At 70.1% G+C, this 21,471-nt stretch carries 12 protein-coding genes; 6 read left to right on the forward strand and 6 right to left on the reverse strand.

Going from position 1 to position 21,471, the window contains the following annotated elements:
• Positions 1 to 40 precede the first annotated feature (40 nt).
• The 3 genes from FL311_RS01055 (at position 41) to FL311_RS01065 (ending at position 2,996) form a co-directional block, all read left to right on the forward strand.
• Positions 41 to 919, forward strand: a complete 879-nt coding sequence (locus FL311_RS01055) for a S9 family peptidase (protein WP_141322923.1) — start codon at positions 41 to 43, stop codon at positions 917 to 919.
• 79 nt (positions 920 to 998) lie between these two features.
• A complete protein-coding gene (locus FL311_RS01060; RefSeq protein WP_141322924.1) occupies positions 999 to 1,589 on the forward strand; it encodes an SDR family oxidoreductase in 591 nt (196 codons plus the stop codon).
• A 60-nt stretch (positions 1,590 to 1,649) separates the two neighbouring features.
• A complete protein-coding gene (locus tag FL311_RS01065; RefSeq protein WP_141322925.1) occupies positions 1,650 to 2,996 on the forward strand; it encodes a S9 family peptidase in 1,347 nt (448 codons plus the stop codon).
• A gap of 74 nt (positions 2,997 to 3,070) precedes the next feature.
• On the opposite strand, the gene FL311_RS01070 is transcribed toward FL311_RS01065, so the two are convergent.
• Complete coding sequence (locus tag FL311_RS01070; RefSeq protein ID WP_141322926.1) at positions 3,071 to 3,841, reverse strand: outer membrane beta-barrel protein; 771 nt, start codon at positions 3,839 to 3,841, stop codon at positions 3,071 to 3,073.
• 259 nt (positions 3,842 to 4,100) lie between these two features.
• Positions 4,101 to 5,174, reverse strand: a complete 1,074-nt coding sequence (locus tag FL311_RS01075) for an NADH:flavin oxidoreductase (RefSeq protein ID WP_141322927.1) — start codon at positions 5,172 to 5,174, stop codon at positions 4,101 to 4,103.
• A 104-nt stretch (positions 5,175 to 5,278) separates the two neighbouring features.
• Between FL311_RS01075 and FL311_RS01080 the strand changes: the two genes are divergently transcribed.
• Positions 5,279 to 5,974, forward strand: coding sequence for a DUF6766 family protein (locus FL311_RS01080; protein ID WP_141322928.1), 696 nt, complete (start codon positions 5,279 to 5,281; stop codon positions 5,972 to 5,974).
• Positions 5,975 to 5,983: 9 nt separating this feature from the next.
• Here FL311_RS01080 and FL311_RS01085 read toward each other — a convergent pair whose 3' ends face one another.
• The 4 genes from FL311_RS01085 to FL311_RS01100 all read right to left on the reverse strand — a co-directional run bounded on the left by FL311_RS01085 (position 5,984) and on the right by FL311_RS01100 (position 16,158).
• Entirely contained in the window at positions 5,984 to 7,066 is a 1,083-nt protein-coding gene (locus FL311_RS01085; protein WP_141322929.1) for a fatty acid desaturase, read from the reverse strand.
• A 24-nt stretch (positions 7,067 to 7,090) separates the two neighbouring features.
• Positions 7,091 to 13,804, reverse strand: coding sequence for a type I polyketide synthase (locus tag FL311_RS01090; protein WP_141322930.1), 6,714 nt, complete (start codon positions 13,802 to 13,804; stop codon positions 7,091 to 7,093).
• A 24-nt stretch (positions 13,805 to 13,828) separates the two neighbouring features.
• Complete coding sequence (locus FL311_RS01095) at positions 13,829 to 15,343, reverse strand: SDR family oxidoreductase (RefSeq protein ID WP_141322931.1); 1,515 nt, start codon at positions 15,341 to 15,343, stop codon at positions 13,829 to 13,831.
• A gap of 392 nt (positions 15,344 to 15,735) precedes the next feature.
• Positions 15,736 to 16,158 (reverse strand): YciI family protein, encoded by a 423-nt coding sequence (locus FL311_RS01100; protein ID WP_141322932.1) that lies wholly within the window; start codon positions 16,156 to 16,158, stop codon positions 15,736 to 15,738.
• 306 nt (positions 16,159 to 16,464) lie between these two features.
• On the opposite strand from FL311_RS01100, the gene FL311_RS01105 reads away from it, so the two are divergent.
• A complete protein-coding gene (locus FL311_RS01105; RefSeq protein ID WP_141322933.1) occupies positions 16,465 to 18,300 on the forward strand; it encodes a glycosyl hydrolase family 18 protein in 1,836 nt (611 codons plus the stop codon).
• Between the two features lie 74 nt (positions 18,301 to 18,374).
• A complete protein-coding gene (locus FL311_RS01110; protein ID WP_141322934.1) occupies positions 18,375 to 21,416 on the forward strand; it encodes a DEAD/DEAH box helicase in 3,042 nt (1,013 codons plus the stop codon).
• Positions 21,417 to 21,471 lie beyond the last annotated feature (55 nt).

The following is a 21,471-nucleotide window of genomic DNA, read 5'->3' on the forward strand; positions in this document are numbered from 1 at the left end:
GCGGCGCTCCCATGACTGTCGACAACCACGAGGAGAAGTCATGAAGAAGAGCGAGCTGAGCTTCCGTCTTGGATTGCTGCTGGCCCTGGCCTGGTCCTCCGCCGCGGGGGCACAGACGTTGAGCAGTTTCTCGGCGACGTACCGGGGTGGTGGCACGTCGCTGTGCGGCTCCACGTACAACCTGCGCGGCCAGGAGCCCGCGGCCTCGGGCAAGTACCCCGTGTTCATCTACACGGTGGGCACCACGGAGAACTATGACCACTCCTCGGCGCTGGCGGCGGTGGAGGAGATGGCGCAGCGCGGCTATGTCGCGGCCACCGTCGAGTACGACAACGCCACGTTCGGCTCGTGCTCCACGCTGACGGCCCGCTCGCGCTGCATCTTCGATGGCAGCCGGTCCACCAGCGCGGTGGGCACGCTGTGCTCGCGCGCCAAGGCGGACTGCTCGAAGGGAATCGTGGTGGCGGGTTTCAGCCAGGGCTCCGTCATGGCCATCCTCGCCAAGAACCACGACTCGCGCGTGCAGGCCGCGTATGGCCTGGGCGCCGGCGTCCAGTACTCCATCTACAACCTGTCCTCCTGCGTCGCCAATGGCAACCGCGCGCTGCCCAGCAGCCGCCTGCGCATCATCAACGGCGAGCAGGACGTCTTCGTCGGCCCGACGGAGGCCCAGGTGCGCGCGCAGAACACGGACACGACGGGCTACTCCTGCCCGTTCGCCACGTCCTGCCTGCAGAGCAACGGCAGCGGCTGGTACATCATCAAGGACAGCCAGGTGGGCGACCTCAACGCCGACCACTGCTACATGCGCACGGGCAGCTGCGTGGGGCTCCTGCTCGACTCCACGTGGCGCTTGGGCAGCCAGCCCTGGTCCCTGCGCCCCAACCTGAACTGGCTGACCCAGTTCACCACGCCCTGAGCGGGCGTTCTGTCGAGTCATCCATCCGCGCCCGCCTCGCGCGTCCCGAGGCGTGGCGCGGCTGGGTATGCCTCACGCCATGACCTCCACCCCGAGCATCCTCATCCTGGGCGCGAGCGGCACCACCGGACGACGTGTCACCCGGCTGCTGCGCGGCCAGGGCCACACCGTGAGGGCCGCCTCCCGGCACTCCGACATCCGCTTCGATTGGACGGATTCGAGCACCTGGGAGGCCGCGCTCGGCGCGTCCTCGCGCCTGTTCCTCATGGCGCCCCATGGGCAGCCCATCCCCGCGGAGTTCGTGTCGCTCGCCGTGTCCCGGAGCGTGCGCCGCATCGTGCTCCTGTCGAGCCAGGCCATCGAAGTCATGGGGGACGAGCGCCTGATGGCCGCCGAGCGGCTGGTGCGCGGCGCGGGCGTGGAGTGGACCCTGGTGCGCCCGCCGGCGACTCTTGACAACCGGCACCTCCAATCGCACGATTCAATCAGCCGATTGAATCCACACCCCTCCGGGAGGCACGGGCGAGCCATGCCCTGGCCTCCCGTGCTCGAGAGCCGCGCGCCCGGGCCCTGTCGACGCCGACGTGTCACCTCGCGCCGCCCGCGCCTCGCCCTCCGTCTGTCTTCGCCTCTCCGCGCGGGAATCATGTCTGTGATTTCAACCGGGTGATGACAGAAATAAAGGGCCACGGTGTTCGAGCCTGCAATCCCTTACAGGAGATTGCACACCATGGGTTTCAACCTGAATCGACGTTCCCTGCTGCACGTGGGCCTGGGGCTCACCGGCGGGCTCGCGCTGCTGCGCGCGCCTTCCGCCCTGGCGGCGCCGGCCTCCACGCCGGGCACGACGCCCCCGGCCGCGGAGCCCCAGCGGCCCTGGTACGAGCTGGGGTTGCTGGAAGACGACCCCGTCATGCAGAACCAGTTGCTGCACTTCCTGGCCGCGACCTACAGCGCCCAGGCGGACATCGGCGAGGTGCTGGACACCGCGACGCGCATCGACGTGAACGACGACTGGAGCTGGCCCACCGAGTGGGTGAGCACCGCGGACCGCCTGCGCGGCATGGCCGAGGCCAGCCTCGCCCGACACCACAAGACGAGCGCCGGCCACGCCTACCTGCGCGCGGCCAACTACTACCGCGCCGCGCTCATCCACCACCCCGAGCCCAGCCACCCGAGCGTGCTGCAGACGGGGCGCCGCGCGGTGGACGCGTACAACAAGGCGCTCGTCCTGCTGAAGCTGCCGGGCACCCCCGTGCGCATCCCCTACGAGAACACCACCCTGCCCGGCTACCTCTTCCGGGCGCGGGGCACGCGGGGGCTCGCGCCGCTCCTCATCTTCCAGCAGGGCCGCGACGCCTGGCCGGAGGAGTCCAAGTACGTGGTGGATGCCGCGCTGGAGCGTGGCTACCACTGCCTGCTGGTCCACGCCCCCGGCCAGGGCATGGCCATTCGCGAGCAGAACCTGCCGTTCCGCCCGGACTGGGAGAAGGTCATCACGCCCGTGGTGGACTTCGCGGTGCGAATCTCCGGCGTGGATTCCCGCAGGATTGCCCTGCTCGGCTGGAGCATGGGCGGCGCCCTGGTGCCGCGCGCGGCCGCTTTCGAGCGGCGCATCAAGCTGCTCATCCCCAACCCGGGCGTGCTCGACTGGGGCCAGTCGCAGTTCGACAACTTCAACAGCTACTTCCCGGAGCTGATGGCGCTGCTCGACACGGACCCGGCCGCCTTCGACGCGGGCATGTACCAGCTCATGTCCCAGGTGTTCCTGTACCGCTGGTACATGCGCGACGCCATGCACAAACACGGCGCCAGCTCCCCCTCGGACCTGATGTTCAAGCTGAGGACCTTCACCAACCGGCCCGTCGTCGAGCGCATCCGCTGCCGCACGCTCGTCATGGACGGCACCGCGGAGGCGTACTCCGGCGGCCAGGGGAAGCTGCTCTTCGACGCGCTGACCTGCCCCAAGGACTACCTGCTCTTCACCGCGGAGGACACCGGCCTGTTGCACTGCCAGGAGGCCGCCCAGGCCGTCGCCAATCACCGCATGTTCGACTGGTTCGACGAATACATCTGACCCCTGAACCGACGACGTCGGGCCAGGAGCGAACCTGGCCCGACGTCATGGACAGCCAAGGCGCGAAGCGGTGATTAGAACCGGAACTGCGCGCGCACGCCGCCGTTGATCCACCCGTGGATGGCCTTCTCCTCGAGGTCCTGCGACTGCTCCTCCTCCTCGCCGTCGCCAGACAGGGAGATGGACGCCGACGAGTACTGGCCCACCGTCGCGGTGATGTAGGGGCCCACCGAGAACTTCGGCGAGATGCGGAAGTCGACGCCGCCCTGCGCGGAGATGAACTCGAAGCCCTTCACGGACGTCTTCGCGGAGATCTCCTGGCCCAGGGCCTCGGCCGAGACCTTGGAGTTCAGGATTTCGTAGCCGATGCCCACGCCCACCCAGGGGTCGACCATCGGCGTCGCGTCGAAGTGATAGGCCGCGTTGACACCGAAGCGCAGCTGGGTGGCGCTGCAGCTCACGCCGTCGACGCTGCAGGGATCCTCCTCGCCATCCTCGGTGTCCGTGTTGAGCGAGCCCAGGCCATACTGGAAGAAGGCGCCCAGGTAGAAGTTCTTGTTGAAGAAGTAGCCCGCGTTGAGCTCCAGCGGAATCACGCTCGAGACCAGGTCACCGACCGGAGCGCCATCACCCTCGCCGTTCGGGTTCCCCGCCAGGTCGCCGTACGGAACGGCGAAGCCCGCGCGCAGGCCGAGCGCGAAGCCCTTGCCCTCACCGGCGGACGAGTCCTCGCGGACGTAACCCTCTTCGGAGTAGCTCTCCGCGGCGTCATCCTGCGCGAACGCGGGGGCGGCGATGAGAGCGAAGGACATCGAGCACAGCATCATCTGGGTGCGGCTGGTCATGAAGGTGGTCCCGCGAAAAGTGATGTGAGTTGCCCCACACCGTCGAGGTGTCGGACGCGTGTAGAGACGCCCGGAGGCGTCACTTATTTAAAACGGACGGGACATAAAAGGCCGGGTTTCAGGAGACCCAGGCATTTTTCCAGTCCACACGCCTCACATCGCGAGACTTCGTTTCACGGCCAAGAGACTTGACGCGGCGGGCACACTCCTGGAGTGAAACGCCCTTTTCCCGCGTCGTGGCCCATGCAGCTTCAACGCATCAGGTCGCGACGAAGTTCTTCCAGCCCCGCAGATAATCGATGAAGCCCGGGGAGACGCCCTCGGCCCGCAGCAGGTCGACGGAGAGGGGCGGCTGGTGGATGGACGCACCGCGATGGATGCGCTCGGGCCAGTCGTGGTTGGCGATGGCGGAGCGGCCCAGGGCCACCGCGTCCGCGCCGCGAGACAGCTGCGCCTGCGCGTCCTCCTTCGTCCAGATGGCGCCGGCGACGACCATCTTCACGCGCGAGGGCACGGCCCGGCGAAACAAGTCCGTGGCGTGCTCCTGGGGGCGCTTGGTGGTGTTGAGCCCCGCGCGCCAGAGCGACAGGTGGAGGATGTCCATGCCCTCGTCGGTGAGCATCCGCGCGACCTCCAGGCTCTCATCCAGATCCAACCCGCGCGCCTGGCCGAAGTCCTCGGGTGACAGGCGCACCGCGAGCACCAGCGAGGGAGCCGCCTTTCGCACCGCGGCCAAGGTCTGACGGATGAGGCGCGAGCGGTTCTCCAGCGAGCCACCCCAGCGGTCCGCGCGGCGGTTGTAGGTGGTGCTCAGGAATTGCGACAGCAGATAGCCGTGCGCGCCGTGCAGCTCCACCGCGTCGAAGCCCGCCTGGGCGCAGCGCCGGGCCGCATGCGCGAAGGAGGCGATGACGGCTTCAATCTCACCTTCCGTGCCCTCGCGGCACTCGTCCGCGCCGCCGTGCGCGCTCGCGCTCCAGCGCGGCAGCCCGCTCACGGTGGGGTCCGCGCGCAGCCCTCCGTGGAAGAGCTGCGCGGACAACAGCGCGCCGCCCTCGTGGACCTGCTCGGCGAGCCGGCGCAGGCCCGGCAACATCGCGTCGTCGTGCACGCCCAGCTCGCCGGACCAGGCCTTCCCATCCTGCTGGACGTGCGCCGCGCAGGTCTCCACCAGCCCGAAGCCACCTCGCGCACGACGCTCCAGGAAGTGGAGCTCCGCGTCGGAGAGGGTTCCGTCGGCATGGCTCTGCTTGTTGGTGAGCGGCGCCAGCCAGACGCGGTTGCGCGCGACGACGCCTTCTCGCAGCACCAGGGGGTCGAACAGTCCTGCCATGTCTCGTGTCTCCGGGGGTTCCAGGCCGGTGGGGGACCGGGCGGGCGGACAGTCGCTCTCCCGAGGCGGCTGCGCTCCGGCATTTCGTGTCCAGACTTCGGGAGATGGCGGATACCACTCAATCGGGGTCTCCGACGAGGCGCCCGCGCGTATTCCTGTCCAACAATGGGCTGTCGCTGGTCCTCCTCGCCGCGTTCCTCGTGTGCTGGGTGGGGCAGGCCGTCTCCGGCTTCCTCCATCACAACGAGGAGCAGCGCCAGCATGGGCAACCCGAGGCGCGGTTCGGCGAGTACCTGCGCTCGGGTGACTTCCTGGAAGCCACGTTCGAGAACTGGGAGAGCGAGTTCTTCCAGATGGGCGCCTTCGTCATCCTGGCGGCCTTCCTCCAGCAGAAGGGCTCCGGTGAGTCGAAGGACCTGAACGGCGGCAAGAAGGAAGAGGACAAGGACCTGGAGCCCCAGGAGGGCTCCCCGGCGCCGCTCCATCGCGGAGGGCTGGTGCTCAAGCTCTACAGCCACTCGCTGTCCATCGCCCTCTTCTCGCTGTTCATCGTGTGCTTCGGCCTGCATGCCGTCACCGGCGCCGCGGCCCGAAACGAAGAGGCCCTGGCGCACGGTGAGACGACCATCACCGTGCTCCAGTACCTGGTGTCCTCCCGGTTCTGGTTCGAGTCCTTCCAGAACTGGCAGAGCGAGTTCCTCTCCGTCGCGGCCCTCGTCCTATTGTCCATCTGGCTGCGCGAGAAGGGCAGCCCCGAGTCCAAGCCCGTCAACGCGCCGCACGCCCGGACCGGGAAGTAGCGCTCCTCGTCAGGCGGGAGATTCGAGGCGGCTTCGCAGCTCGCCGCTCGTCACCGTGGGGGTTCCATGGGGCCCCACCCACGTCCCCGCCTCGGTGGGCGAGTACAGCGCGGGGCGCGAGTACAGCGCGCGCAGCGCCTGGACGTGGGGGTAGACGGTGGAGGCCTCCGGGCTCAGCTCCCGCAGTCGCTGACGCAGCAGCGGCGCGAAGCGGGGGCTCATCGCCGGGAAGATGTGGTGCTCCTGGTGATAGCTGAAGTTGAGGTGGGCCCAGTCCATCACCGGGTGCGTCTTGACGCTCGCGGTGTTCACGAAGGGGTTGTCGTGGTCCTCGGACGCCGGCTGCAGCCAGTGGTTGGTGGCGATGTAGACCATCAGCGTGATGTTGGCGACGACGAGGGGGAACACGAGCGCGAAGAAGGCGCCGCGCGGCCCCATGGCCCAGCCCAGCGCCCCCCAGCCGAGCACCAGGAGCACCGTGAGGATGCGCTCCTTCGCGCGGTTCATGCGCACGTGGCGCAGGTGGGGCTGGTCGATGTGGTGCCACAGGAAGGCCTGCCCCTGCGCGGTGAAGAACAGGCTGAAGCTGACGTAGCTCAGCCAGGTGCCGGAGCCCGGTGAAATCGCGTGGAACATCCGCGCGAAGCGCTGGGTGCCGAGGTCCGGCTGACGGGGGAGGATGTCCGGATCTCGCTGGTGGATGTTCGCGGCGCTGTGATGCGCCTGGACATGCCACGCGCGCCAGTTGCCCGGCGTGACGAGGAACGGGCTGAAGCCGACCCAGCCGATGACATCCTCCCAGCGCCGGCTCCTGAAGACGGCGTGGTGCAGCGCCTCGTGGGCCGCGAGCCCCACGGTGGTGACCATCTGTCCCAACACGAAGGAGAGCGGGAGGCAGGCCCACCAGGGCAGCCCGCCCCAGGCGAGCAGCCACATGGAGGCCAGCATCACCGGCACCAGGGCCAGCGCGATGACACCCCGGTGGGGTTGAGGTTCGAAGGATTCGGCGGGCATCACCCGGCGCAGCTCCGCGCGGAGCGGCTTGGGGTCATCGAAAGGCAGGGCGACCGGCGACGGTGAGGAGGAGCTCATGGGGTCCATTCCGTGGAAAGGGTTTCAGGCCATGGGGCGCGCGAGGCCGCCCTCGAGCAGCATCCGCAGGCGCCCCGCTTCATCGACCGCCGCGACGGTGCCGCACTGGAGGACGTCGCCTTCCAGCCGCGGGCGCAGGGCCTTGAGGGAGAGCTGGAGCGGCGCGCGGCTCCGCCCGTCCACCAGCTCCCGGTCGAACGTCGCGCGCTGGAACTGGATGGGCGCGAAGACGTCGTTCGACACGCCGTGCACGTGCATCGCGCCCAAGCGCAGCGCCGCGTCCAGGACGAGCGCGGGCACGGTGGCCCCCGCCTCCTCCCGCCGCGTCGGCAGGCCGAGCTTCGCGAAGCGCGCCGCGGGCTCCAGGCGGATGTCCTCCAGGCAGTCGAACATCTTGCGCAGCTCGATGGGACCGCCCGGGGCGCAATGAGGGTCCTCGACCAGGAGGCCTCGCCCCGAGGGCGCCGCCGCGTCGAGTCCCGGCGCGCCCTGGGGCGGCTGCCGGGTCAGCGTGAAGCGAGCCTCCGCGTAGACGAGGTCACGCTCGAGTACCACGCCGGAGGCGTGGACGATGTCCCCCAACAGCCGCACCCGCACGCCGTGCGCCCCGGGTTCATCGACCAGCGGCGTGCACTCGGCGCGCAGGGCCTGGTGGCCGCCGGGCCGCACGCGGATGAAGCGTGAGAAGCGGACGTCCTCGATGGTGACGGTGTTCAGCTCCGGCAGCCGGTCTCCCACCGCGGCCCGGAGCATCAGGTCCAACGCCCAGGCCCCCGGGAGCGTGGGTGTGCCACGCACCAGGTGGTCCTCCAGGCACGGCACGCTCGCGGCGTCGACCCGCACTTCGCGGACGACGGGTCGCGGCGCGGTGGGCCCCGCGGAGCGTTCGGGGAGGAGTCGCAGGCCGTAGAACTCGCGCTCGTTCTGGGTGAGCTGCACGTTGATGGCCTCGCGCGGCTGGCCGTCCACGAGCTGGAGGAACAGGGCCTCGCCCTCCTCGGCGCGGATGCCTCGGAGCTTGCGGCTGGCGCCGAGCACCCGGTACTCGGAGCCTCGGGTCATCCCGATGCCATCCCAGGCGAGCCACCCCACGCTGCACCAGTGCGCGCTTGGGTTGACGTCGTCCACCCAGGCGCAGAGCCGGTCCAGCGCCTCGTTCGCCGCGCCGTAGTCCGCCTGTCCGTCATTGCCGATGAAGCTGAAGGCCGACGTGAGCACGTGGAAGGGCACCGTGCGTCCGAAGCGACTGGCGCAGGCCTCGTGCAGGTGATGCAGCCCGAGCAGCTTGGTGTCCAGGTTCGTTCGCAGCTCCGCGAGCCGGCGACGGTTGAGCTTCTTGGACGTCTGCGTGCCCGCGCCGTGGACCACGAGGTCCAGTCGGCCGAACTCGCGGACGAGCTCGTCCATGACCTTCGCCACGTCCTGGGGACGGGTGACGTCCGCGACGCGATAGACGGTCCGCCCTGGCAGCCGGGCGAGCCCCATGAGCGTGGAGCGCAGCTCGCGGGCGGCCAGGTGACGCTCGAAGCGCGCGCGCAGCTCCGGCATCCGGACGCCCCACTTCGTGGCCAGCTCGTGGGCGTAGAACTCCCGCTCCAGCGCGGGGAGTTGCTCGTCCGTCGCGACGAGGATTCTCTCGGGCGCCACCTCCGGGTCGCTCCGGCCCAGGAGGACCACCGTGCAGCCGTAGCGCTTCAACAGCGCGCCCGCGAGCACCGCCGTGACGCCACGGCCGCCGCCTGTCAGCAGGACCACGGAGCTCGAGTCGAGCAGGGCCGGCCCCGAGGACGGTGCCGAGGTGGGACGCAGCCTGCGCACGCAGCGTGTCCCGTCGTCGAAGCAGACCTCGACCGACGGGCCTTCGTCCTCCTCCGAGCCCAGCTCGAGGAGCGCCTGGTCCAGGGACGCGGGCAGCAGGGTGCTGGTGGTCGAGATGGCCCGGACGTTCCTGGCCGGGACCTCCCTCGCGATGGACTTGAGCATCCCCGCGAACAGCCCCGTCACGGGATGCAGGACACGCCGGGGTCCCAGCCCGCCCACGCAGAGACTCGCCAGCTCGACTTCTCCGGCGACGAGCTTCTCGTAGGAGCGACGGGCCGTGAGGAACAGCAGCTCGAGCGCCTCGTGGCGCAGGGCGGTCTGCTCGACGACCTGGGGCGCGTCGCCACCGTGGACACGCGTGACGGCGAGGATGAGCTGGGGCTCGAAGCCGAGGGCCTCCAGTCCCGCCTCGGCGGTCTCCTCGCTCGACAGGTCGATGCAGCGCACCCTCCCCTTCGTGCTCGTCGTGGGGCCCGCGAAGAGGATGAGGTGGTCCGACCCACCGAGCCGGCGCGCCTGCGCCTCCAGCTCATGTGCCAGGGCTTCGTCTCCCGCGATGAACAGGACCCGTCGCCCCGTGAGCACCGAGGTCCGCGTCACTCGCGCTGGATGCTCGACGAGCACAGGGGCGTGGTAGCCGATGGACGCACTGAGGTCGAAGCCACTCGCCTCTGCCTGGGGCGCGGAAAGGTCTCCCCCGGAGAGACCTTTCTTCATGCCGGGCGCAGGCCGCGGTTCCGTCGACGCCGGGGTATCGACTCCCGTGCCAACCGCTTTCTCGGATGGAGGCCTCGAGACCGACTCGAGCACGGCCACAGAGGCCCTGTCCGTACGTCCTGGTGACGCGGACGCATCCACTCTCGTGCTCACGGCTTGAGCCGTCGCTACCGTCTCGCCCATTTGGGAGGTCGACATCGCGGCGGCTGGGTGCGAGGTCCTCGCTGTCGAGGTCACCGCCTCGTGCTGAGCGCCCTCGATGCGCGGGGTCTCCATGACATGAGCTCGCGCTCCCGTGACACGCGCCTGCGTCGGGATGAGCTCCACCGACAGACGCGTGCCCTTCGCCGCGTCCGGGTGGAAGCACAGCGTCCCCGCGCGTCCCTCGCTCGCGGCCTGCACCGCGCGCAGCACCGCGAGCCCCTCGCTCGCCGAATGCGCTGACAGTCGCGTCACCGCCTCCTCACGGGCGGGCTCCGCGGAGGACAGGCGCAAGCCGCACATCACCTTCAGCCCTCGCTGTGCGGCCTTCTCGGCGGTGGTGACCGCCAGCAACATCAGCCCTTCCGATGAACTCGCCGCGTCCACCGCGCCCGGCCGGAGCACGTTCGCGCTCCCGACGAGGACCAGCTCGAAGCCTGTCTCGAGCACGTCCCTCGCGGCCTTCAGCGCCTCCGCCAACGAGGCCGCTCCCGCGTCGATGACGAAGTTGGGGCCCTTGGTGTCCAGCGCGCCCGCCACCCGCCCTGGCGTGACGTTCGCCATCATCCCCTGGAGCGTGTAGGGCCCCGACGGCCGCACACTCCCCAGCACCGTGTCATGCAGCGCCTCCGCCAACGGGAGCAGCGCCGCGCGCTCCGGAGTGCCCAGGACGAGCTCGCGAAGCCCACGCCGCGTCGACGCGGCCAGCACCCGCTGGATGGCCTCCACGCCCCTGCGCGTCTTTCCCTCGAGCCCCAGCACGATGGCCGTTCCCGAGCGCAGCACGTCGAAGCCCCCCAGCTTCTCCACGAGCGCGCTCGCCGCCGTGAGCGCGAGCCCCTGCGTCAGGTCCATGTCCTCGGCGATGTCCGGCAACAACCTCAACGAGGAAGGCAGACGGAACGCTCCGACCTCGAAGCGTGTCCCCACCTCCGACGGCACGCCCACTCGCGGCGTCCCTCGCGCATCCGGGTACACGCCCTCCGCGGCCACGACCACCAGCTCGCTCATCGGCCCGGACCGCGTCGACACGGGCGACACATCGCCCCGGTACTCCTCCAGCACCAGGTGCGCGTTCGTCCCTCCAAAGCCGAACCCGTTCGTCGCGGCCCGCCGGGGATTCGCCCCGTTCTCCGGCCAGGGCTGCTCACGCTGACTCACCTCGAAGTCCGCGCCGAGCGCGCGCAGCGCGTCGCCAGGCCGCTCGAAGTTCGCCTGCCTCGGGAACAACCGGTGCTCCAGCGCCTTGCACAGCTTGATGACCGACGCGGCGCCGGCCGCCCAGCCCACGTGTCCGATGAGCGCCTTCACGCTCGCCAGTTGGATGCCCGCGCGCTTGCCCGCGAAGACCCGGCCGATCGACTTCAGCTCGGTGGCGTCTCCCGCGGGCGTCGCGGTGCCGTGCGCCTCCAGGTACTGGATGGAAGCCGGGTCCACCTCCGCCGCCGCATAACAGGCGGTCATCGCCGCCACCTGTCCCTCCACGCGAGGGACATTCGCGGAGCTGCTGCGGCCATCGCTCGACAACCCCGTGCCTCGGATGACAGCGCGAACAGGCAGGCCCCGCGCGAGTGCATCCGACAGGCGCATCAGCCCCACCACCCCCGCGCCCTCACCGAAGATGACGCCATCCGCGCTCGCGTCGAACGGCCTGCTCCCCGTCGCCGACAGCCCGTTGAACTGCGAGAAGAGGCAGTTGTTGCCCGGCCCCGGAGAGAACACTCCTCCCGCCAGCACCAGGTCCGCCGCTCCTCGCTGGAGCGTCTTCATCCCCAACGCGATGGCGTAGAGCGAGGACGCGCAGGCCGCATCCAGCAGCACCGTGGAGACACCGCGCCCCACCACGTCCGTCACCACCGCCTGGAGCGTGGGATGCGGTGCCAGCTCCGACGAGCGGGCCTCGACGCCCATCACCTCACGCGCGGCCCGGGACAGCAGGGCCACGTCCGCGCCATGCATCCCCTTCGCGCGCAGCAGCGCCTCGCCCGCCTCCAGACTCAGCGCGGCGTCGTACTCGGAGGAGCCCTCCGCCGTGGAGCCGAGCAGACACTGGATGCGCTCCGGAGCATGCGCCCCGAGGCCCTCCATCGACTGGGCCAGCGCGATGGCCAGCAGCTTCTGCTCGCGGACATAACGCCGGAAGCGCTCCGGGTCCGTCCCCTCCGGCGCCACCAGGTCCTCGTCACGCACGGCCCCCGTGAGCAACGTGTAGGCCCGGTCCGGCGTGCCCACCGGCCCGATGAAGTCCGTCACCAGCGATGGCTCGCGGACCCCAGGGTCCACGATTCCACTGATGCCCTGCCGGATGTTGCGCCAGAAGGACTCGGGGTCCTTCGCACCTCCCGGCAACATGCAGCCGAGCGACACGATGGCAATGGTCGCATCCCCCTTCGGCGGCTCGCTCTTCACGGGAGCCGACGCCACCGGCTCCGTGCGAGGCGGCAGCAGCGCGGAGATGGCGCGCACGTCCAGCGTCCCCGTCGGAACCGGGATGCGCTGGACGATGCGCGCCAGCCGTCCGTCCGTGCCGCAGTCCAGGAAGCGCGTGCACCCCGCGCTCGACAGCCGCTCCACCGCGCCGAGGAAGTCGAACGGCTTGAGCAGGTGCGCCGCCAGCGCCTCCGCCAGCTCGCCCGGAGCCCCCGCGTACACCCGCCGCTCGATGGGCGAGTAGATGAGCCCCCGCGGCGTCTTCATCTCGACCCGCGACAGGGCGACGCGAAACGCCTCCGCCGCCGGCCGGAGTCCAGGATGATGGAAGGGATAACGGCTCGACACGAAGGTGAAGCCCTGCCCTCGCTGCTCCAGGTGGGCTCGGAGCCGCTCCAGCTCCCAACGGGCCCCCGCCACCACGGTCTGCTTCGCGTGGTTGCGCCCCGCCACCGTCACCCCCGTGACTCCGCTCTCGACCAGCGCCCGCGCCGTGTCCGCCTCTCCCAGCGCCACGGCGGCGAGTGTCCCCAGGTCCTCCGGCACCACCTCGAGCGCGCGAACCCGCAGGCACACGACCTCCGCGCCGGAGCGCAGGTCCATCGCCCCCGCCGCCGTCATCGCGGCAATCTCCCCGAAGCTGTGCCCGACGAAGACGTCCGGCGTCGTGCCCTCGCGCATCAACCACCGCGCGCCGAGCACGCCGGACAGGAAGATGCCGAGCTGGTCGAGCTGCGGCGCCTGCTCCAGTGCGTGACGCACCTCGGCCGCGTCCCGCGCGTCCACCAGCGGGCGCACGTCGAACCCGTGTCCTCGGGCCACCTCCACCACGGCCATGAGTTCGTCGCGGAGCTCGGGCTGCAGGGACTTGAGCCGCGCGAACAACTCCGGCTCGAACGACCCCTGCCCCGCGAAGAGGAACGCCGTGGCCCCCGTCGGCAACTGGAGCGTGGGGCTCCGCGCCGGCTCCACCGCGACCGGAGCGCTCGCCACCGGGGCATCGACGTCGACCAGCCTGGAGGTCCCCAGCGAGGCCGGGTCCTCCAGCAGACGCCGGGCCAGCGCACGCACCGGCTCGGAGAACAGCTCCTGGATGGCGGAGCCGCCCTTGAGCACGCGCTCGCGGAAGCTCTGCCCGGACACAGGCTCGAACATGTTCGACAGGGACTCGAAGCAGGGACGGAACGAGTCCGGGAAGGCGCACAGGGCGCCGGTGGTCCTGTCCGCGCAGAGCACCGTCTGGTAGCCGCACGCCACGGGCGTCCCATCCCGCTTGAGCGTCCGGAAGCAGAAGCGCACGCCGACCTCACCCCGCTCCTCGAACGTGGTCAGCACCACCAGCCTGTCCCCCAGGTTCGCGGGCGAGAGGTTGCGCGAGTACCCCTCGTAGGTGAGCAGGAGCACCCGGTCGAAGTCGCGCCGGAACTGGGGCACCTCGAAGAAGTGCGGGCTGAAGAGCAGGTGCTCACGGCCCGCGCACTGGAACTTGAAGTTGGTGAGGAAGTGATGGCTCCCGTAGGCCATCGTGTCATCGAAGTGGATGACGTACGGGACGGCGAAGTAACCCATGGCAGGTCTCCCGAGCGAAAGGGTTCAGGCGTCCAGGGCGAGCCGCGCCCGGTCATCGTGTCCGAGGGTTCGCGCGGGCCGCGAGGGCAGCAGGCCATCCACCGTTCCGGAGAGCCCACCGTCCACGACCCAGACCGCGCCGTTCACCCGCTGCGTCCTGGAGCCCAGCAAGAGCTCCGTCACGTCCGCCACGTCGTCCGCCGTGCAGAGCTGTCCCCCTGGCGTCGCGGCCTCCCAGCGCGCCACCCGCCCGGGCGCATCCGGGAACATCCCCAGCAGCTCGCCGTGCACGGGGCCCGCGGACACGCAGTTGGTGCGGATGCCCTCGGGGGCCAGCTCCGCCGCCAGATACCGGGTGAGCGATTCGACGGCGGCCTTCACCACGCCCTGGCACCCCAGGTCGTGCATGTACCGCTGGGACATGGACGTCGACATCGTGACGATGGACCCGCCTCCGCGCCGCGCCATCAGCGGACGGGCCCGCATGGCGCACTCGTACGTCCCGGTGACGCAGGTGCGGAACGCCTTGTCCCAGTCCCGGGGAGAGATCCGGTCGAACGGCCCGATGAGCCCGTTGGACGCGTTGCACACCAGGAAGTCCAGCCCGCCGAGCTGCTCGCCGATGGCGGAGAACAGCCGCTCCAGGTGCTCCTCGTGCGCGACGGAGCCCCACAGGTGCAGCGCCTTGCCACCCGCCGCGAGGATCTCCTGCGCGGTCCGCTCCCCGTCATCACGCGAGTGGAACGAGTTGACCACCACCGTGGCCCCCGCGCTGGCCAGGCGCATGGCGATGACCTTGCCGATGCCCTTCCCCGAGCCCGTGACGAGCGCGACCTTGCCCTCGAACGGCAGCGGCGGCTGGCCCCTGGACGGCGGCGCGGCCCGAACGGGCGCCTGCTCCACGGGAGGGCTCGTCACGGTCGCCGCGCCCTGCTGGGAGCGGATGGCCTCGCAGATGGCGGAGAGGGTGCGCAGGCGCTGGGACGGCTTGGGCGTCACCTCCCAGCCGAGCTCCTTGATGAGCACGGCCACCACCTCCGCCTGCTTGACGGAGTCGATGCCCAGCTCGTCCTCCAGGTCGGCGTCGGGCGTCAGCAGCTCCTCCGGATAGCGCGTCACCCGCGCGAACACGGCGCGGACCTTCGACTCCAGGTCCATCGCCGCGCCCTCCACGGGCCGCGGCGTGGCGGCCGCCTGGACGCGCGCCGCGACCGACGCCCTGGGCGTTGCCTCCACCGCGACGGGAGGCGCCACGACGGGCGCGGACTCCGCGAGCAGCGAGGCGACGCCCTCCGCGATGGCCCCGAGCGTGCGCGCCTTCGCGCCCCTGGGCAGCCGGTCCGCGGAGAGGTTGAACTCGCGCGCCACGACGGCGGCGATCTCCGCGAGCTTCACCGAGTCGATGCCCAGCTCGTCCTCGAGCGAGGCCTCCGCCGTGAGGATGTCGAGCGGATACCGCGTGACGGACGCCGCGCACTGACGAATCCGCTCCAGGACCTGAGCGGAAGAAGGAATGCCCTGCGGGGATGACGGAGACATGCTGAACCCTCACGATTCTGACAACGCATGGATGAAGGAGACACGTGCGTTGTGCATGAGGGGTCTGACATTGCGTGTCCGGACCCACGGAGCGTGAAACAATGACAACCATGGACGGACGTTCGTGGTGTCCGTGCATGGGAATGAATTGACGCTACCCGGGTTTCTTCCCGCAATGCGGGACGCGCCCGCGAGGGGCATGCGGGTGGACCCACGCATGCGCTCTCAAGCGAGCGTTCGCTCGTCCATGGCCATACATGGCCTCATGGACAATCCAGACACACTGAAACACAGCCATCGTCAAATGGCCGTGCGGGCGACAAAAAGACTTGCACGGGCCCGCGAGGTTCCCGGGGCCCCGTGCCTTGGGGTGTGGTGGTGGGGCGAGGCGCTCAATTCTTGGCGGTCGCCTCACGCAACCGCTCTTCCTGGGCCCGCAGCTCCGGCGTCATCGCCTCGCCGAAGTCCTCCATCTCGAAGACCTGGCGGATTTCGATCTCGGACTCGCCCAGCATCGGGTTCGGGCAGCGCTTCACCCACTCGATGGCCTCCTCCTTGGACTTCACCTGGAAGAGCCAGAAGCCGGCCACCAGCTCCTTCGTCTCCGCGAAGGGTCCGTCAATCACCGTGCGTGAGGTGCCGTTGAAGCGAACGCGCACGCCCTTCGAGCTGGGGTGGAGCCCCTCGCCGGCGAGCAGCACCCCGGCCTTCACCAGCTCCTCGTTGTACTTCCCCATCTCGGTCATCAGCTTCTCGTCCGGCATCACTCCGGCTTCCGAGTTCTTGTCCGCCTTCACAATCACCATGAATCGCATTGCGTGCTCCTTTTCGTTCCGAGGTTCCGCGCCGGTTGCGCTCCGGCTTCATTGCTTCGTCGAACCGGCGCGCGGGAGATCGACACGGCCTCGATTTATTTTGAGGACCGCCGCCAACCCCCTGGAATGACTCGCCTCTTCGGACCTTCTTCCGAAAATAGGGACGGAAATGGGCCTTGGCATGGGCGGGGCGGCGCGAGGGTCGCCGGAAGCCGGAATCGAGGTTTGACCCGAAAAATGGGATCCACCTCTCTCTGGCAGGGGGTGCCTCCGGGCGCCTCTTCCCCCAGCTGAAAGGCAGATGCCATGCAGCTTCCAGGTCTCCTCCACCGGGCGGGCCTCACCGCCTTCGTGGCCCTCTCCACCCTGCTGTGCCTCCTGCTCCCCGCGCACGTGCTGGCGGCGGACCGGGGCGCATGGGCACCCAACACGGCGTACACGGTGGGCGACATCGTCTCCTATTCCGGCAAGGGCTACGACTGCCGGCAGTCCCACACGTCGCTCGTCGGCTGGGAGCCGCCGAACGTTCCCGCCCTCTGGCTGGAGCGTACGGGGAATCCACCGCCGGACACCCAGGCGCCCTCGGCCCCACCTTCGCTCACGTCCACGGCGAAGACACATGAGAGCGTGTCGCTGTCCTGGGGCGCGTCCACGGACAACGTGGGCGTCACCGGCTACGAGGTCTTCGTCAACGGAGGCACGGCCGCGTCGGCCACCACGTCGGGCGCCACCAGCGTCACGGTGACGGGCCTCTCGGAGAACACCACGTACACCTTCACCGTGAAGGCCCGGGACGCCGCGGGCAACCGCTCGGCCGCGAGCAGCGCGCACAGCGTGACGACCTCTCCGCGCCCCCCGGTCGACACCGTGCCGCCGTCCACACCCGGCAGCCTGCGCTCCACCGGCGTGAGCAACAGCAGCGTGTCGCTGAGCTGGAGCGCGTCCACGGACAACGTGGCCGTCACCGGCTACGAGGTCTTCGTCAACGGCGGCGGCAGCGCCTCGGCCACCACCACGGGCGCCACCAGCGTCACGGTGACGGGCCTCAACGCGAACACGACCTACACCTTCACCGCGAAGGCGCGCGATGCGGCGGGCAACCGCTCGGCCGCGAGCAACAGCGTGTCCGCGACGACGACGGGCACGCAGCCCACGGGCAACAAGCTCATCGTGGGCTACTGGCACAACTTCGACAACGGCTCGACGAACATCCGCCTGCGCGACATCTCCGCGAAGTTCAACGTCATCCAGGTCGCCTTCGCCGAGCCCGTGGGCGGCGCGGGCTCCGGCAACATGGCCTTCACGCCGTACAACTCGAGCGTCGCGGACTTCAAGGCGGACATCGCGCTGCTCAAGAGCCAGGGACGCAAGGTGCTCATCTCCATCGGCGGGGCGAACGGCACGGTGCACCTGGACGACGCCACCGCGCGGCAGAACTTCGTCACCACGATGCAGAACCTCATCACCACGTACGGCTTCGACGGGTTGGACCTGGACCTGGAGGGCAGCTCGCTGTCGCTCAACGGCGGGGACACCGACTTCCGCAACCCGACGACGCCGCGCATCGTCAACATCATCCAGGCCACGCGCCAGCTGCTCAACCAGAACGGCACGGGCTTCATCCTCACCATGGCGCCCGAGACGGCCTACGTGCAGGGCGGCATGTCCGCGTACGGCGGCCCCTGGGGCGCGTACCTGCCCGTCATCCACGCGCTGCGCGACAGGCTGACGTACCTGCACGTGCAGCACTACAACACCGGCACCGTCATGGCGCTCGACGGCCGGGCCTACGCGCAGGGCACGCCGGACTTCCACGTGGCCATGGTGGAGATGATGATTCAAGGCTTCCCCGTGGGCGGCAACACCAGCGCGATGTTCCCGGGGCTGCGCGCGGACCAGGTGCTCATCGGCCTGCCGTCGTCACCGCAGGCGGCGGGCGGCGGATACACCACGCCGGCCAACGTGCACAAGGCGCTCGACTACCTGCTCAAGGGCCAGTCCTTCGGCGGCACCTACGTGTTGAGGAATCCCGCGGGCTACCCCGGCTTCAAGGGCCTGATGACCTGGTCCATCAACTGGGACCAGTTCACGAACTTCGAGTTCTCCAGCAGCCACCGCGCGTACCTGGACACCTACCCGTAGGCGCGTCTCCCACGGACCCGGCGCAGGCGAGGATTGCGCCGGGTCCGCCGCGGCGCTAGGGAGGCGGTCCCCGTATGTCCGCGACCGCCGACCTGCTCGAAACCATCCAGGAGGAAGCGCGCCCGGAGACCTGGTCCGCCGGCATGGGCCTGGCCCGCGCCGGCGCCGTCTCGGTGCAGTCCGTCGGCGAGGAGGAGACGGTGCTGCGCGTGCGCGCCACCGGCCGCCCCGCCCCCGTGACGACGGTCCTCTATCCCGAGGACGAAATCTGGGAGTGCGACTGCCGGGGGAAGCATGACCCGTGCGAGCACGTGGTCGCCGCCGCCCTCTTCCTCCACCACACCGCGCAGAAGGGCGCTCCGCCCCGTGCCGCGGCTGCGGCGCGTCCCGCCGCGTCCGCGCGGCCCCCGGCGCCCTCTCGCCCCACGACGGCCACAGCGCCCGGCGCGCGTCCTGGAACGACGGCCAAGCCGGAGCGGCTGGTGTACCGCTTCAAGCGCGTGGACGGGGGCCTCCAGTTGGAGCGGCTGGTGGTCCGTCCGGACAACACCGCGCGGTTGCTGGCGCGCAGCCTGTCCTCGCTGCTGACGAACCCCGTGGAGGCCGCGCGCATCCAGGTGGAGCCGTGCGACCGCGTGGTGGACGCGCTGCTCGCCAGACCCACGCGGGGCGCGCTCCCGCCGGAGCGACTGGATGCGCTGCTGCGAGCGCTGGAGCCCGCGCGCACCATCCTCTTCGACGGGATGTTGATGTCCGTCTCCAGCGAGCTGCTCCTGCCCCGCGTCACGGTGGAGGACCGGGGCGAGCAGACCGTGATGAAGGTGGACAGGGACCCGCGCGTCAACGAGGTCATCAGCCCCGGCATCGCGGTGGGCGGCGGCGTGCTGTTCCGGCTCGGCGAGCAGTCCCTCTCCGGCTCGCGCTTGGAGAAGCTGCCGCAGGAGCGCGCCTTCTCGCCGGACCAGATGGGCGAGCTCACCGGCAAGGTGCTGCCGGAGCTGGCCAGGCGCCTGCCCGTGGACGTGAAGAGCAAGCGGCTGCCGGCCATCGACCGCACGCTCAAGCCGCGCATCTCCCTGGAGCTGGACCCGCTCGAGGGTGGGCTCTCGGTGTTGCCCACGCTCGTGTACGGCTCGCCGCCCACGGTGCGCATCGACAACGGGCGCATGGTGTACCTGAGCGGCGCGGTGCCCGTGCGCGACGAGGGCGCCGAGCAGAAGCTCATCCACGGCCTGCGCGACGAGTTGAACATGGTCCCCGGCCGGCGCGTGGCGGTGCAGGGCAAGGAGGCCGTGCAGCTCGCCGACAAGCTGCGGCGCTGGCGCGGCGGGCTCACCGGCGACGCGGCGCGCTTCGTCAGCCCGGACGTGAAGCTCAAGCCCGTGCTCGGCGTGCAGACGGGCACCACGGAGGTGGGCGCGCCGAGCGTCGGCGTCTCGTTCAACTTCGAGGTGGAGGGCGCGGGCCCGGACGCGCCGCGCAGGGTGGACGCGGCCGCGGTGATGAAGGCCTACGAAGAGGGCCTGGGCCTGGTGCCGCTGGAGGGCGGAGGCTGGGCGCCCCTGCCCACCCAGTGGCTGAAGTCGCATGGGCAGCGCGTGACGGACCTGCTGGCGGCGCGCGACTCGAATGGCCGCATCGCCAACCACGCCATCCCCCAGCTCACGGACCTGTGCGAGGCGCTGGAGCACCCGCCCCCGCCCGGCCTGGAGAAGCTGGCGCCGCTGGTGAAGGGCTTCGAGAAGCTGCCCGAGCCCCACCTTCCCCAGGACCTCACCGCGAAGCTGCGCCCGTACCAATTGCACGGCGTGAGCTGGCTCACCTTCCTGCGGCAGGCGGGACTGGGCGGCGTGCTCGCGGACGACATGGGTCTGGGCAAGACGCTGCAGACCCTCTGCATGATTGGGAAGGGCACGCTCGTCGTGGCGCCCACCAGCGTGCTGCCCAACTGGCACGCGGAGGTGCGGCGCTTCCGGCCATCGCTGAAGGTGTCCGTGTACCACGGCCCCGGCCGCTCCCTGGACGAGACGGCCGACGTGACGCTCACCACGTATGCGCTGCTGCGGCTGGACGCGGAGGTGCTGGGCGCGAAGACGTGGGACATGGTGGTGCTCGACGAGGCGCAGGCCATCAAGAACCCCGACAGCCAGGTGGCGCGCGCGGCGTACGAGCTGGAGTCGAACTTCCGGCTCGCGCTCAGCGGCACGCCCATCGAGAACCGGCTCGAGGAGCTGTGGAGCCTGATGCACTTCACCAACCGGGGCCTGCTCGGAGGGCGCAAGGACTTCGAGGAGCGCTGGGCGCGGCCCGTCTCGGACAACCTCAAGGGCGCGGCCGAGCGGCTTCGGGCGCGTATCCGGCCCTTCGTGCTGCGCAGGCTCAAGCGGGACGTGGCGCCGGAGCTGCCGCCGCGCACCGAGTCCGTCCGCCACGTCACCCTGAGCGAGCACGAGCGCGCCGTCTATGACGCGGTGTACTCGGCCACTCGGGAAGAGGTGGTGTCGCAGCTGGAGGCCGGCGGCAGCGTGCTCAAGGCGCTGGAGGCGCTCTTGCGCTTGCGGCAGGCCGCGTGTCATCCGGCGCTCGTCCCGGGTCAGCACGCGAAGTCGTCGTCGAAGGTGCAGGCGCTGGTGGAGGCGCTCGCCACGGCGGTGGAGGACGGGCACAAGGCGCTCGTCTTCTCGCAGTGGACGTCGATGCTGGACCTCATCGAGCCGGCGCTGCGGGAGGCGGACATCGGCTTCATCCGCCTGGACGGCGGCACGTCGAACCGAGGAGCGGTGGCGGAGTCCTTCCAGGACCCGAAGGGCCCGCCGGTGATGCTCATCTCCCTCAAGGCGGGCGCCACGGGCTTGAACCTCACGGCGGCGGACCACGTGTTCCTGGTGGACCCGTGGTGGAACCCCTCCGTGGAGAACCAGGCCGCGGACCGCGCACATCGCATCGGCCAGCAGCGGCCCGTCATGGTGTACCGGCTGGTGTCCCAGGGGACGGTGGAGGAGAAGATCCTCACGCTCCAGGACAAGAAGCGCGCGCTCTTCGAGTCCGCGCTGGGAGGCGCCTCCGGTGGCGGCGCCGCCATCACCCGCGCGGACCTGATGCAGCTGCTCGACTGAGGTGGTGGGCCTCGGCTCCGTTCGAGGCTCGCGACGCACTGGCGCGGAAGAATCT

The organism is Myxococcus sp. AB025B, from assembly GCF_006518215.1.
Classification (GTDB): Bacteria; Myxococcota; Myxococcia; order Myxococcales; family Myxococcaceae; genus Myxococcus; species Myxococcus fulvus.